Annotated in this window: 11 protein-coding genes, 1 tRNA gene and 2 rRNA genes (1 of these 14 cut by a window edge); 5 read left to right on the top strand and 9 right to left on the bottom strand. The window is 58.8% G+C overall.

Annotation, left to right across the window (positions count from 1 at the left end; all coding sequences use genetic code 11):
• Positions 1 to 16: 16 nt before the first annotated feature.
• From V6X30_RS09675 to fmdA, 7 genes are all read right to left on the bottom strand, one after another.
• Positions 17 to 92: transfer RNA gene (locus V6X30_RS09675), tRNA-Thr, on the bottom strand.
• A gap of 71 nt (positions 93 to 163) precedes the next feature.
• A complete protein-coding gene (locus V6X30_RS09670; RefSeq protein ID WP_367984476.1) occupies positions 164 to 1,786 on the bottom strand; it encodes a DUF4214 domain-containing protein in 1,623 nt (540 codons plus the stop codon).
• A 122-nt stretch (positions 1,787 to 1,908) separates the two neighbouring features.
• The gene (locus V6X30_RS09665) at positions 1,909 to 2,643 is read right to left on the bottom strand and encodes a type III pantothenate kinase (RefSeq protein ID WP_367984475.1); all 735 of its coding nucleotides are present in this window, start codon (positions 2,641 to 2,643) and stop codon (positions 1,909 to 1,911) included.
• Between the two features lie 130 nt (positions 2,644 to 2,773).
• Positions 2,774 to 3,550: a biotin--[acetyl-CoA-carboxylase] ligase gene (locus tag V6X30_RS09660; RefSeq protein WP_367984473.1), complete on the bottom strand. Its 777-nt coding sequence runs from the start codon at positions 3,548 to 3,550 to the stop codon at positions 2,774 to 2,776.
• A gap of 26 nt (positions 3,551 to 3,576) precedes the next feature.
• On the bottom strand, positions 3,577 to 5,229 hold the full coding sequence (locus V6X30_RS09655; protein WP_408022363.1) for a sigma-54-dependent Fis family transcriptional regulator: 1,653 nt from the start codon (positions 5,227 to 5,229) through the stop codon (positions 3,577 to 3,579).
• Between the two features lie 5 nt (positions 5,230 to 5,234).
• Positions 5,235 to 5,528 carry an FmdB family zinc ribbon protein gene (locus V6X30_RS09650; RefSeq protein ID WP_367984471.1) on the bottom strand — a complete coding sequence of 98 codons (294 nt, stop codon included), beginning with the start codon at positions 5,526 to 5,528 and terminating at the stop codon, positions 5,235 to 5,237.
• A gap of 70 nt (positions 5,529 to 5,598) precedes the next feature.
• Positions 5,599 to 6,828, bottom strand: a complete 1,230-nt coding sequence (gene fmdA / locus V6X30_RS09645) for a formamidase (protein WP_367984469.1) — start codon at positions 6,826 to 6,828, stop codon at positions 5,599 to 5,601.
• Between the two features lie 364 nt (positions 6,829 to 7,192).
• Here fmdA and urtA point away from each other — a divergent pair, with 364 nt between their 5' ends.
• The 5 genes from urtA (at position 7,193) to urtE (ending at position 11,975) form a co-directional block, all read left to right on the top strand.
• Entirely contained in the window at positions 7,193 to 8,377 is a 1,185-nt protein-coding gene (urtA, locus tag V6X30_RS09640) for an urea ABC transporter substrate-binding protein (RefSeq protein WP_367984467.1), read from the top strand.
• Positions 8,378 to 8,452: 75 nt separating this feature from the next.
• A complete protein-coding gene (gene urtB / locus V6X30_RS09635) occupies positions 8,453 to 9,376 on the top strand; it encodes an urea ABC transporter permease subunit UrtB (RefSeq protein WP_367984465.1) in 924 nt (307 codons plus the stop codon).
• 9 nt (positions 9,377 to 9,385) lie between these two features.
• Complete coding sequence (gene urtC, locus V6X30_RS09630; RefSeq protein ID WP_367984463.1) at positions 9,386 to 10,531, top strand: urea ABC transporter permease subunit UrtC; 1,146 nt, start codon at positions 9,386 to 9,388, stop codon at positions 10,529 to 10,531.
• On the top strand, positions 10,524 to 11,273 hold the full coding sequence (urtD, locus tag V6X30_RS09625; protein WP_367984461.1) for an urea ABC transporter ATP-binding protein UrtD: 750 nt from the start codon (positions 10,524 to 10,526) through the stop codon (positions 11,271 to 11,273). Before urtC ends, urtD begins: the two co-directional genes overlap by 8 nt.
• A 12-nt stretch (positions 11,274 to 11,285) precedes the next feature.
• Entirely contained in the window at positions 11,286 to 11,975 is a 690-nt protein-coding gene (gene urtE, locus V6X30_RS09620; RefSeq protein WP_367984459.1) for an urea ABC transporter ATP-binding subunit UrtE, read from the top strand.
• An 80-nt stretch (positions 11,976 to 12,055) separates the two neighbouring features.
• On the opposite strand, the gene rrf is transcribed toward urtE, so the two are convergent.
• Together rrf and V6X30_RS09610 are read right to left on the bottom strand one after the other, a co-directional pair.
• Positions 12,056 to 12,172: ribosomal RNA gene (gene rrf, locus V6X30_RS09615) — 5S ribosomal RNA — on the bottom strand.
• A gap of 97 nt (positions 12,173 to 12,269) precedes the next feature.
• A 23S ribosomal RNA gene (locus V6X30_RS09610) occupies positions 12,270 to 14,775 on the bottom strand (it continues 385 nt past the right edge of the window).

The raw sequence follows: 14,775 nt of genomic DNA, 5'->3' as shown, positions 1-14,775 counted from the left end.
TCAGGGAAGAAGGAATTGGAGCTGGCGAGAGGATTCGAACCCCCGACCGGCTGATTACAAATCAGCTGCTCTACCAACTGAGCTACGCCAGCTTTTCTCGATACGGAGGGAAGGTTACCCGCCGCGGGCGCGGCGGGCAACGTATGGCACTGAACCCTCGGCGTTAGACGAGGATGTCGTCGAGCAGATCGCCCGGATTGACCACACCGGCCAGGTTCTGCTGGTTCTCCGGCGATTCGGAGAACGACACCAGCACGTCGTCTCGGTCGAGTTCGCCTTCGAGCTCGCCAAGCCAGTAAGCCTTTCCACCGGCGTCCGGTGCGCGGTCAAGCACATTCTCGTAAAGCCGCGTGACGAACTCCTCGTCACTGATGTTGGCGCCGTAACGGGTCTCGAACTCGGGGCTTTCGACGAAGGCGTTCGCCACATCTTCAAGCGACATGTCAGTTTCGAGCTCATCAGCCCAGTAGCGGAGCCCCTCGGCATCCGGCGTCCGATTGAAGGCCGCCTCATAGAGGCGATAGGCCTGGGCGGTCTCCGCTTCGTAGCGCAGCGAGTCATCCATCACGCTGGAGCTGACCGTGCTGGTCATGGAGGCCGGTTCGAGCGTGGAATCGTCATCAGTGGAGGTCGACGCGGTGCCGTCGCCACTGGTTGTGCTTATCGAGCTGACGCGATAGACGAGGATGTCGTCGAGCAGATCGCCCGGATTGACCACACCGGCCAGGTTCTGCTGGTTCTCCGGCGATTCGGAGAACGACACCAGCACGTCGTCTCGGTCGAGTTCGCCTTCGAGCTCGCCAAGCCAGTAAGCCTTTCCACCGGCGTCCGGTGCGCGGTCAAGCACATTCTCGTAAAGCCGCGTGACGAACTCCTCGTCACTGATGTTGGCGCCGTAACGGGTCTCGAACTCGGGGCTTTCGACGAAGGCGTTCGCCACATCTTCAAGCGACATGTCAGTTTCGAGCTCATCAGCCCAGTAGCGGAGCCCCTCGGCATCCGGCGTCCGATTGAAGGCCGCCTCATAGAGGCGATAGGCCTGGGCGGTCTCCGCTTCGTAGCGCAGCGAGTCATCCATCACGCTGGAGCTGACCGTGCTGGTCATGGAGGCCGGTTCGAGCGTGGAATCGTCATCAGTGGAGGTCGACGCGGTGCCGTCGCCACTGGTTGTGCTTATCGAGCTGACGCGATAGACGCCATCGCCGTCGGCATCGCTGAATACGGTGCGCTCCACCAGGCCGTTGCCTTCCTGCTCGACTTCGACGACGTCATTGCCCTCGACGACCCAGCGTTCGTCGGGCTCCTGAACGTCAGGCACCCAGGCGCCATTTTCGTATTCTTCAGCCGAGACGACCTCGCCGTTGACGATATCGAATCGCATCACATCATCGCGGCTGTCGCTGTTGCCGACACCGCCGTCGTCATCATCATCGAGCCCCGTGGCATCGGTATCGTCGGCACCCGACGCATCGGTGTCGTCGATCCCCGAGGCGTCAGTATCATCGGCACCCGACGCATCGGTGTCGTCATAAGCCGAGGCGTCGCTATCGTCGTAGGAGCCGTCGTCATCGACACCCAGGTAGATACCATCGCCATCCGGATCGGTGTAGGTAGTCCGTTCCTCGCGACCGTACTCCTGCTCGATCTCCACGACGGAATTCCCTTCGACCACCCAACGCTCACCCACGTCAGGGTATTCCCGCTCCCAGCGGCCGTCGTCGAATTCGTACGCGGCGGTCACTTCGCCGCCAGCGATATCGAAACGCATACGTTCTTCACCAGACATCGTTCCAGCTCCTGTCCTGACTACCGAACCAGAGAACGGCGTATGCCATCATTCTGCAATACTCGAACCTTCGTAATAGTATACTGGGCTGACGCGCCCCACCACTGAAATGGACCTGAAAATCAGGGAATGGACGCAAGCCCCTCGAGCACCAGATCCGGGCGCAGGCGCACATCCATGTCGAGGTAGCGGGCGATGAGGGTGGCGTCGCCGCCGGTGAAAAGGGGTGTCAATCGCTCGGTGGACGCGGCCATGGCCCGCCGGATGAGGCCCTGGAGGGCCATTGCCGTGCCGTGGAGATAACCGCTGGCAAGGGCGTCGTGGGTGTTGTTCGTGAGGAACGGCGTTTTTGTAGCGAGATCCACAGTCGGGAGGCGGGGCGCGACGCTGGCGAGACCCGCCTGCTGCGCCGACAGGCCGGGGAGGATCAACCCGCCCTGATGCCGGCCCTGGCTGTCCACGACATCCAGGGTGATGGCGCTGCCGCAGTCGACGATACAGGCGGGGAGGTAATCAGCGGCCCGCGCACCCACCATCGCGAGCCAACGATCCGTACCGAGCTGCCCCGGATCGGCGTAAGCCACCCGAATACCGCCGCCAAGGGCCGGGGTCTGCAACCACTGCGGCGCAAGCCCCCAATGATCGGTGATCCACTGGTCGATGGCGGCCACCGCCTCGCCGCCCCCGACGCTCACCCCGCGGACGCGCTGCGGCGCCGCCCGGAGCGCGGCCCATTCGTCATATAGCGGTACGAGATCGTCATGCCCCACGGCGCGGGCCGCACCGCGGACATGACCATCCTCCGCCAGGATCCATTTGGTTCGGCTGTTGCCGACGTCAATGAGCAGATCGGTCATGATCGATACTTGCGTAGCAGGTGCTCACGGTAGAGGCGTTTCCCGTCAATGTCGCTGGGAAGGAGCCCGGTGATTTTCTCAAGCGCCGGCGATGACCTGCTCACACTCAGCTTACTGCGATTGCGGTCGTTCATTCTGCTACCCGTTCGGAATAGACTCGGACTTCGCCACCCCGGATAGCGGTGGTATCCCCATGACTGCAAACAAGCAATGCCCCGGTTGCATCCAGACCCATCGCACGGCCCTCCAGCATTCCTGCTGGCGTCTCTACGCGCACCATTCGCCGATAGAGCCAATCGCGCGCGGCCCAACGGGCGTCGAAGTCGTCGCAAAGATGACCGTCGAACGTTGCGCATGCGTGAATGACTGTATTGGCAAGGCGACCGACCAGCTGCTCGTCAACGTTGGGGATGCCGATATCTTCAAGGCCAACGGGTGTCCTGCCGGCCTCCAACATGCCAACCGACGCCGCCTCTACGTTAATGCCGACGCCCATCACCACCCTGCACCCCCGCGATCGTGGCTCAAACGCACCGAGAATCCCACCAAGTTTGTTGCCCGAACCATCCACAAGGTCATTGGGCCATTTTACCTGAATGTCGGCCGCTCCCATGGAGGTGATCAATTCGGCGAGCCCTACCGCCACACTCAGCGAGAGCGCGCCGGGGGCGGTCATGGTGTCGGCGTATGTCCAGGCCAGACTCATGTAAAGCCCACCAGGCGGCGATTCCCAGGTTCGGCCCAATCGGCCTACGCCCGCGGTCTGCCGCCGCGCGATAACCAGACTATAAGTCTGATCCGGTCGGTCCAATAGCCAGCGGTTGGTGCTGTCAACGACGTCCAGCAGATGCAGGGATAACGCCCCGCCATGCCCCTGCAGTGCCCGGCTGATGATCTCCCTATCCATGACCCTCTCCCCCACTCCCTCCCGCGTTATCCAGCTGCTCGCTTGTCAAGATCGAGTTTGCTTATCCTGTATCGGAGTTGCCTTACGGTTAAGTTGAGCATCTCGGCAGCCTTAGTCCGATTCCCGCTGGTCTGTGCGAGGGCGTCTCGGATGGCACGGGCCTCCTCCTGACGCACCCATTCATACCGCCGAATACCTGAATCAGCCCTGGTGGCAGCGACCTGCTCCCCAATCTGAGAGAGATCGGATGCCGACCATCCGTCTTTCTCGTCCGCGGCAACCGCACCGGGCACCTGAACGGCGGATTCGTTGCCGAGGATGTAGCGTATAAGCCCAGCGTCAATCGTACCCGACGCGGTCATAACCGTTGCCCGCTCCAGAACATTGACCAGCTGCCGGACGTTGCCGGGCCATGCATATTCCTCAAGCAGGGCAAGCGCATCGTGCGAGAGCACTGCATTACGGTCATAGGCATGGTTGAGCTCATTGAGGTGATGTAACGCGATCCGGCGAATATCGCCATCACGGTTACGAAGCACCGGAAGCTCAATGGGCACCACATTAATCCGGTAGAACAGATCCAGCCGGAACGCCCCTTGGTTGACCATCTCGGCCAAAGGCGCGTGGGTGGCGCAAATCAGCCGGAAATCCACGCTCTCACTCTCGGTGGCACCGATTGGATCCACCCTCTTCTCCTGAATGGTACGAAGCAGCTTGGCCTGGAGCGTCAACGGCATGTCGCCGATCTCATCCAGAAAAAGTGTCCCGCCATCCGCGAGCTGAACCTTGCCGGCTTTTGAGGCCGTGGCCCCGGAGAAGCTGCCTTTGCGGTAGCCGAACAGTTCAGCCTCCTGCAGCTCCATCGGTACCGCCGAACAGTTGATGGAAATGAATGGCTGCTCCCGACGGCTGCTCTGCTGGTGAATCATGCGGGCGAACTTTTCCTTGCCGGTACCCGATTCCCCCTTCAGCAGGACCGGCGCGTCGGTGTCCGCTACTTGGTTAGCCTGCTTAACCGCCTCGAAAAGCGCCGGACTGGTTCCGATAATGCCGTGGGCGACGCTGTTATTCACCATTTCGCCGGCGGTGAGCGTATTTTTGAGGGATTGGTTTTCCTGCCGCAGATTGTGTGTCTGCTCGGCGACGAAGGAATCGATACGAAGGACCTGTCCGATCATCGCGCTGGCTACGCGCAACAGACTGATATCAAAATTGAATGAACGGTCCTGGGAGGCCTCGCGCTGCGCGGACAGCACGCCAATGGGTGTGCCCGATTCCATGATGGGTACCGCAATAAACGCCAGCCTGGCATCGCTTGCTACGCCAGCCTTCTCGGCAATCCGCTGCACGAATACGGGATCGTCGCTGACATCGGGTACCAGACCGGTCACGCCCGTGCGCATGACACGGCCAGTCACTCCCTCGTTGGCACCGACATCGTAGCGGCCACGAGTGACATCCTCCCCCCAAAGGCCGTAGTGGTATTTGACCTCCACGACGCCGGTGACCTCGTTGGGAAGTGATACACGGCCGCAGTTGAGACCGCAGAGCTGGGAGAGGAGCCGGAGAATACCCTGGATCGTATGCCCCGGATCCAGGGGCTTTTCCAACAACTTCGACATCTCGATGATGGTGACGAGCTCCTCGCGGATACTCGGTGTACTCAGTGGCTCGTTCATCACAGTCAGTGGCCAAGCATCCAGGGACGTTTGCCACCCTGGCTGCGCGGCTGAGTGGTTGCCTCACGCTGTTTTTTGGGCCCGGAGCAGCAGCGGCATGAGGGAGCATGTCGACTTTTCTCGTTGACCTCATGCGCGCGTCGCCGGCCCTCCGAGAGCACTGACAGGCGCGCCGGCGTAATGATCCTTTCACCCAGCTCGCCACAGTCCTCGCAAAACTGCGCCCTATCGGCATCGGCAAGGGCAACGAGGGCGTCGAACGGACCGCAGTTGCTGCATCGGTAGGTGTAGAGGGGCATCACATAATTCTCCCGTATTGATCATGACGACCGGGATGCGGGATCGGCAATGCAGCCGACCCCGCGGCCCTCACTTGTCCCAGATCGCCGTGGGAATCTCGTCGGCCGAGACCATCATCTTCGGCCCCTCTGTGCTGGGGTTGATATCGAAGTCGAAGATTTCCGTCGGCAGGAACAGCGTGGCACAGGCATTGGGAATATCCACAATGCCGCTGATATGCCCCTGTACAGGCGCCGTGCCAAGAATCGCATAGGCCTGGGCGCCGGTGTATCCGAACTGCTTGAGATACTCAATGGCGTTCACACAGGCCTGGCGGTAGGCCAGATGCGCATCCAGATAACGCTGCTCGCCGGAGTCCGTCACCGAGATTCCTTCGAAGATGAGGTGCTGCTTATAGTCCGGCTGCAGAGCGCTCGGCTGGAAGATGGGATTCCGCACCGCATACTTCTTCACGCCATCCTTGATCAGGTTGACGCGAATCTTGATCCAGCCGGCCATCTCGATAGCGCCACAGAAGGTGATCTCACCATCGCCCTGGGAGAAATGCAGATCGCCCATGGAGAGACCCGCTTCAGGAACATAAACCGGGAAGAAGACCCGGGAACCCTTGGTGAGATCCTTGATGTCGCAATTGCCGCCATGCTCCCGTGGCGGGACCGTTCGCGCGGCTTCGGTCGCAGCCTCGCGGGCCGCGTCCGATTTCATTCGTCCCATATGGGCGGTATCGGCGTATGGCGGCGCCGCAAGCGGTGGAGTCCGGTCGGGATCCGTATCGATAAGCGCCTGCTCGCGCTTGTTCCACTCCGAGAGCAGTTCCCGCGAAGGCAGACATCCGATCAACCCAGGGTGCATGATGCCGGCGAAGCTCACACCTGGGACATGACGGGATGAAGCATTAATGCCGTGGAAGTCCCAGATCGACTTACGTGCTTCCGGGTAAAGATCAGTCAGGAAGCCGCCGCCATTCTCGTAGGCGAACATGCCGTTGAAACCCCACTGCTCTTCCTCAAAGGCGCCGATATCGAGAATGTCAACCACCAGCAAGTCCCCGGGCTCGGCACCTTTAACGCCGATCGGGCCAGTCAGGTAATGGACCTTGGTGAGATCGACATCGCGCACGTCAGCGGCCGAATCATTATTCTCGATCTGCCCACCGGTCCAGTCCATACACTCGAGCATGACCTCATCGCCGGGCTCCACCATCTCGATCATCGGGATGTCAGGATGCCAACGGTTATGAATCGTGTCCTGTTCTTCGGGCGCTTTAGAGAGGTCCACCGGGATTCTCTTTGCAACCATCTGTCTGCTCCTCTTGCGGATGAATTGTTACTGCGCCTCACCCGTTTGCAGGATGCATGCCAGACAATCCTCTCGCGCCGAACCCCATATCCCATGTGCTTGCCTCCGAAGTCATGGGCATCATCGACCTGACATTGTCAGATTGTCGGGTGCGGCCGCCTGACATTGTCTGCTTTGTCATCTGCAGTTGTCGGCTTGGGCGGCAGCTGTCGCTGCTTCATGCGACTTTCCGGACACTGGCACGGCTCTTGCTCTATTCCGCAGTGCACCACTTCAAACCTGCGAGGAGCATGTTATGCACACGATTGGAAAGTCCCGAGCCTTGGCGGCGCTTCTGCTGTCGGCAGGCGTTCTGGGGAACTCCATGGCATCCGCCAACGAGGAGTATCCGACATCGGAGGTCAATACGACCGGACTGGCCGTGACGGATGACACGGTCAGAGTCGGGATCCTGCACTCACTCACCGGCACGATGGCGATCAGTGAGACCGGCTCGGTGGAGGCTGAGCAGCTCGCCATCGAGCAGATCAACGAGTCCGGCGGTGTTCTCGGGCGTCAGATCGAAGCCGTTGTCGAGGACGGAGCGAGTGACTGGCCAACCTTCGCCGAGCGCGCTTCGAGTTTGCTGGAGAGCGAAGACGTCGCGGCGGTGTTCGGGTGCTGGACTTCGGCCTCTCGCAAGGCGGTCCTACCGGTATTTGAACAGCAGAACGGGCTACTGTACTACCCGACTTTCTATGAAGGCTTCGAAGCATCCCCGAATGTCTTCTACCAGGGACAGGAGGCCACTCAGCAGATCATTGCCGGCCTGAACTGGGTACACGAGAAGGAAAGCCCGGAGACCTACTATCTGATCGGCTCGGATTACATCTGGCCACGGACTTCACATGCCATCGCCCGGCATCATATTGAGAATGTGTTGGGTGCCGAGGTGGTCTCTGAGCAGTATTTCCCGCTCGGCCATACCAATTTCCGCTCGGCAATCAACCAGATTCGGCTGCGCAAGCCGGATGTGGTCTACAGCATCATCGCCGGCGACAGCAACGTCTCTTTCTGGTCACAGCTCAACAATGCGGGAATCAACGCCGAGAACCAGACCATTCTGACCAACTCGGTCACGGAGGATGAGGTCAAGGCGATTGGGGCGGCGAACATGGAAGGCCACTACTCCGCGATGAAGTATTTCCAGAGCATCGATAATCCTTACAACGAGGAATTCGTCGAGGCATTCAAGGAGATGCATGGCGAGGACAGCGTGATCGGTGATGTAACACAGGCCGCCTACCTCGGCCCCTGGATCTGGAAGCGGTCAGTGGAGAGAGCCGGGTCCTTCGATGTGGACAAGGTCCGTGAGGCCGCGAAAAACCTCGAGCTGGAAGATATGCCCGAGGGCTATATCCGGGTACATGAGGACAATCAGCATATCTGGAGCAAGCTCCGGATTGGTGAATGGCAGGCCGATGGCACAGCGGAGATCGTCTATGAGTCCGATCTCATTGAGCCGGACCCCTTCCCGGAGAACCTTGATCTGAATCCCGACGAGCTCTGAACAAGCTATTGACCGCAATGCGGGTACCGGCATGGCCGGTGCCCGCACATAAGATTCCGGACATTGGGGTGCGTAATGGGTGGATATACTGCATCGGATATTGCATCGATTTTTGCGATGCAGGGCGTCGCCGGGCTTAGCCTCTTCGGGGTTTTCCTGCTGATGGCGCTGGGGCTGGCTATTATTTTTGGCCAGATGGGCGTTGTGAACATGGCCCATGGCGAGTTTCTGACGCTTGGCTCGTATGTGACTTTCGTGACCGCGACGGCTTTTGAGAGCTACGCACCCGGCGCTTTCACGTACTACTTCCCGCTGGCTATCATCCTCTCCTTCGCCGCGGCATTCGCTGTCGGCTACCTGCTGGAACTCGGGCTGGTCCGACACCTATATAAACGTCCACTGGATACCTTGCTGGCGACCTGGGCGGTGGGCCTGATCATGCAACAGGTCTTTCGCTCAATCTTCGGCGGTCGAGGAGTGAGCGCGGGCACACCGGACTGGCTGCAGGGCAGCATCGAGCTGACACCGCTCATCTTCCTGTCGCGCTCCGACCTTTTTGTAACCGCACTTGCGATCGGTATGACGGTTTTTGTGGGGCTGCTCCTCTACCGCTTCCGCTGGGGCATTCGCGTGCGCTCGACCACTCAGGATCGAGCCATGGCGGACGCGGTGGGCATCAATACGGAGAAGGTCGATCGAAAGACCTTTGCCCTGGGTTGTGGACTGGCTGGCATCGCCGGCTCGGCCTTCACCACTATCGCGGCCACCACGCCCACGGCGGGCAGCCAGTACCTCGTGGATACCTTCCTCGTGGTGGTACTGGGGGGTGCCGCAAGCCTGCTGGGCACGGTCGCATCGGCTTTCTCAATTGCTCAGGCGCAGTCGATTCTCGAATTCTTCCTGACGGGATCCATGGCCAAAGTTATGACATTGCTCGTGGTCATCGGGCTACTACTGCTGCGCCCGCAGGGTCTGTTCACCATTAAGGTCAGGAAGTGAGGCTCAGTAATGCTGCTAAAACGCTTTCTCTATAACGGGAGCGCCGAGTGGAGAATCCTCTTTGGCGTGTTCGCTGCCCTTCTGCTGGTCGCTATACCGCTTGGTTACGACTCCTACATGCTCAACCTGACTGGACGCTATGTCGCCCTGGCCTTCGTAGCAGTCGGTCTGGTCATGTGCTGGGGATATGGGGGAATGCTGAGCCTCGGCCAGGGAGTGTTTTTCGGTCTTGGTGGTTATGCCATGGCGATGTTCCTCAAACTCGAGGCATCGACCCCGGAGGCGACGGCTAACCAGACGACGCCAGGCATCCCTGATTTCATGGACTGGAATCAGCTCTCGTCGCTACCTTGGTGGTGGGAGCCCTTCTACAGCTTCCCTTTCATGATTTTCGCCATGCTGGCAGCGCCTACTCTCTGCGCCGGCTTCATCGGCTACGCGCTATTCAAGCGGCGAGTCAGTGGCGTGTACTTCGCGATCGTCACGCTGTCACTCGCTGCGGTGCTCAGCATTCTGATCATCGGCCAGCAGGGCTATACCGGAGGCGCCAACGGGATCACAGATTTCTCCACGCTGCTGGGCTGGGATATCACTACAGAATCCTCACGCTATGCCCTCTACTACATTGCAGCCGGCCTGCTCCTTGGCTGTATATGGATCGGTCAGCTAATACTGAATAGCCGCACCGGCAGAGTGCTGATCGCGATACGGGACCAGGAGGACCGCGTTCGGTTCTCGGGCTACAGCGTAGCCAACTTCAAGGTTTTCGTATTCATCGTTGCAGCTGTTTTCTCGGCGATCGGCGGTGCAATGTTCGCGATGCAGGCAAGGTTTATTTCTCCCTCATTGATCGGAGTAACGGTGTCCGTTGAGCTCGTGGTACTCGCCGCAGTGGGTGGTCGCTTCTCATTGCTCGGAGCGGGCTTCGGCGTTATCGCCATCAAGACCGTAGAAATGTTCCTCTCACAGGCATTCCCAGAGCTTTGGACCATCCTGATGGGACTGGTATTGATCGCTGTCGTCCTGGTCTTCCCGGAGGGTCTCGCCGGGCTCTACCGCGTTGCGAAAGAGCAGATTAAACAGCGGTCCGCGACCCGGTCGACAGCGGTGATGGCCGGACCGGACGCAACAAGCGAGGGCCCCGACAATGCATAGTGATAATCCGAGCCTCATCCTGGCCGTCGAGGATCTTGCCGTGTCTTTCGGCGGATTCCGTGCCGTGGACGGGGTGAACCTTTATGTCAATGAGGGAGAGCTGCGGGTCATCATCGGTCCGAACGGCGCGGGCAAAACGGCACTGCTTGATCTGATCTGCGGCAAGACCCGGCCTACGGAGGGCACGATCCGGTTCAAGGGCCGCGAGCTGAGCGGCATGCCGGAGAACCGGATCGTCCATGAAGGTGTATGCCGCAAGTTCCAGGCACCCTCGATTTACGAAAACCTGACGGTCTACGAAAACCTGGAACTCACCTTTCCAAGCGGACGAACGGTCATGCGATCGCTGTTCTTTCGTCGGACGAGTGAGGTGCATGACCGAATCATGGAAACCGCCGCGCTCGTTGACCTCGATGGTCGTTTGGACGATATGGCCGGTCTTCTCAGCCATGGTCAGAAGCAGTGGCTGGAAATCGCAATGCTGCTCATCCAGGAGCCTGCCCTCCTCATGCTTGATGAGCCGGTAGCGGGAATGAGCCAGGCCGAGCGCGACGCGACGGCACAGCTTCTTAACCGGATACGCGAGGGCCGCTCCGTGGTGATCATCGAACACGACATGGGGTTCGTAGAAGAAATCGCCAACCGGGTCACGGTGCTCGACCAGGGTAAGGTATTGGCAGAGGGCAGCATCGACCGGATCAAGAACGACAAGCGCGTGATCGAGCGCTATCTCGGACACTAACGGAGAAAATACATGCTGACAGTCGATTCCCTCAGCAGCGGGTATGGCCTGAGCCCGATCATTCACGATTGCAGTTTCGGCGTGAAGCCCCAGGAGATCCTCGGCGTTATGGGCCGTAATGGGATGGGAAAAACAACGCTCTTCAAAACGCTCATGGGGATGTTGCCTACTTGGTCCGGCGAGGTCTCGATAAATGATCAATCCCTCGACAAACGCAAACCGCATGAACGAGTCGCAAGCGGGATCGCCTATGTCCCGCAGGGACGCCATGTGTTCCCGACACTCACCGTAGAGGAAAACATCCTCGCGGGGCTGGAAGTAACGGGTCGGCGTGAGGTGCCGGAAGATATCTACTCACTGTTCCCCGTGCTTCTAGAGATGCGCAAACGTCGCGCGGGGAATCTCTCCGGTGGTCAACAGCAGCAACTCGCGATTGCCAGAGCGCTGGCTGCGGACCCAAAGGTCCTGCTCCTGGACGAGCCGACCGAGGGCATTCAGCCCTCCATCATCAAGGAAATGGCGAGCAGCCTGAAGGAAATCCGGGATATACGGGGTGTAAGCATTCTTTTCTCCGAACAGGTACTGAGTTTCTCCATGGCTGTTGCCGACCGCGTGCTCGTTATCGATCGCGGTTACTTGGTGGAGGAGTTCTCAGGTTCGGAGCTCAGTGAAGAGAAGATGGCGCAGTACCTCTCTGTCTAGTACACCGCTTTGCTGGTTGCTCATCATTCAAGCCAAAAAAAACCCCCGCCGTCCGAAGACCGCGGGGGTTTGGTGTAAAAACCTGGCGATGACCTACTTTCGCACCACAGCGAGGCGGCACTATCATCGGCGCTGCGCGGTTTCACTTCCGAGTTCGGAATGGAATCGGGTGGTTCCCACGCGCTATTTTCGCCAGGCAAACCGGTTTACCGTCGTCGCTTTTCGAGCGCCGGCAGCTCAGGAACGTTGTCGATGGCATGCAGGACCGATGCCATATAGTCCACTTGGGGTTATATGGCCAAGCCGCACGGGCAATTAGTACTGGTTAGCTTCATGCATTACTGCACTTCCACACCCAGCCTATCAACGTAGTCGTCTTCTACGGCCCTTCAGGAGGATCAAGTCCTCGGGGAGATCTCATCTTGAGGTGGACTTCCCGCTTAGATGCTTTCAGCGGTTATCCCTTCCGAACGTAGCTACCCGGCAGTGCCACTGGCGTGACAACCGGAACACCAGAGGTTCGTCCACTCCGGTCCTCTCGTACTAGGAGCAGATCCTCTCAAATCTCCGACGCCCACGGCAGATAGGGACCGAACTGTCTCACGACGTTCTAAACCCAGCTCGCGTACCACTTTAAATGGCGAACAGCCATACCCTTGGGACCTGCTACAGCCCCAGGATGTGATGAGCCGACATCGAGGTGCCAAACTCCTCCGTCGATGTGGACTCTTGGGAGGAATCAGCCTGTTATCCCCGGAGTACCTTTTATCCGTTGAGCGATGGCCCTTCCATACAGAACCACCGGATCACTAAAGCCGGCTTTCGCCCCTGCTCGACTTGTCAGTCTCGCAGTCAGGCACCCTTGTGCTTTTATACTCATAGCGCGATTTCCGACCGCGCCGAGGGTACCTTCGCACTCCTCCGTTACTCTTTGGGAGGAGACCGCCCCAGTCAAACTACCCACCACACACTGTCCCTGACCCGGATAACGGGCCTAGGTTAGAACCTCAAACATGCAAGGGTAGTATCTCAAGGATGGCTCCACCAGAGCTGGCGCTCCGGTTTCAACGCCTCCTACCTATCCTGCACAAGCATATTCAAAGTCCAGTGTGAAGCTGTAGTAAAGGTTCACGGGGTCTTTCCGTCTTGCCGCGGGAACGCTGCATCTTCACAGCGATTTCAATTTCACTGAGTCTCGGGTGGAGACAGCGGGGCCATCGTTACGCCATTCGTGCAGGTCGGAACTTACCCGACAAGGAATTTCGCTACCTTAGGACCGTTATAGTTACGGCCGCCGTTTACCGGGGCTTCGATCAAGAGCTTCGCTCCGAAGAGCTAACCCCATCACTTAACCTTCCGGCACCGGGCAGGCGTCACACCCTATACATCCTCTTACGAGTTAGCAGAGTGCTGTGTTTTTAGTAAACAGTCGCAGCCCCCTGGTCACTGCGGCCTGCCTCGGCTCCGCTCGCGAAGAGCTTTACCTAATACAGGCGCACCTTCTCCCGAAGTTACGGTGCTATTTTGCCTAGTTCCTTCACCCGAGTTCTCTCAAGCGCCTTGGGATTCTCACCCTGCCTACCTGTGTCGGTTTACGGTACGGTCGCGCATAACCTGAAGCTTAGAGGCTTTTCCAGGAAGCATGGCATCGGTGACTTCGCGCCCTTGGGCACTCGTCATTGCATCTCAGGATTGTGCATCCGGATTTACCTGGACACACTCCCTACATGCTTGAACCGGGACTTCCGTCACCCGGATCACTTAGCCTACTCCGTCCCCCCATCGCAGTCATGTGCGGTACAGGAATATTAACCTGTTTCCCATCGATTACGGCTTTCGCCCTCATCTTAGGGGCCGACTAACCCTGCGCCGATTAGCGTTGCGCAGGAAACCTTGGGCTTTCGGCGAGGCGGTTTTTCACCGCCTTTATCGTTACTCATGTCAGCATTCGCACTTCCGATATCTCCAGCGGCCCTCTCGGGTCCGCCTTCGTCGACGTACGGAACGCTCCCCTACCACGCAAGCAAGCTTGCGTCCGCAGCTTCGGTACATGGCTTGAGCCCCGTTGAATCTTCCGCGCAGGCCGACTCGACCAGTGAGCTATTACGCTTTCTTTAAAGGGTGGCTGCTTCTAAGCCAACCTCCTGGCTGTCTCTGCCTTCCCACATCGTTTACCACTTAGCCATGATTTTGGGACCTTAGCTGGCGGTCTGGGTTGTTTCCCTCTTGACAACGAACGTTATCACCCGCTGTCTGTCTCCCGTGATTGCACTTCTCGGTATTCGGAGTTTGCATCGGTTTGGTAAGCTCCTGGGAGCCCCCTAGCCGAAACAGTGCTCTACCCCCGAGAGTGAGACACGAGGCGCTACCTAAATAGCTTTCGGGGAGAACCAGCTATCTCCGGGCTTGTTTAGCCTTTCACTCCGATCCACAGCTCATCCCCTAACTTTTCAACGTTAGTGGGTTCGCGCCTCCAGCGAGTATTACCTCGCCTTCACACTGGCCATGGATAGATCGCCCGGTTTCGGGTCTACTTCCAGAAACTCGACGCCGGTTAAGACTCGGTTTCCCTACGGCTACCCTAGATGGTTAACCTTGCTACTGAAAGTAAGTCGCTGACCCATTATACAAAAGGTACGCCGTCACCCTTTCGGGCTTCGACTGCTTGTACGCATACGGTTTCAGGTTCTATTTCACTCCCCTCACCGGGGTTCTTTTCGCCTTTCCCTCACGGTACTGGTTCACTATCGGTCAGCAGGGAGTATTTAGCCTTGGAGGATGGTCCCCCCATATTCAGACA

This window comes from Spiribacter sp. 1M189 (assembly GCF_040838345.1).
Taxonomy (GTDB): Bacteria; Pseudomonadota; Gammaproteobacteria; order Nitrococcales; family Nitrococcaceae; genus Spiribacter; species Spiribacter insolitus.
This window is presented reverse-complemented; position numbering and strand designations above follow the sequence as displayed.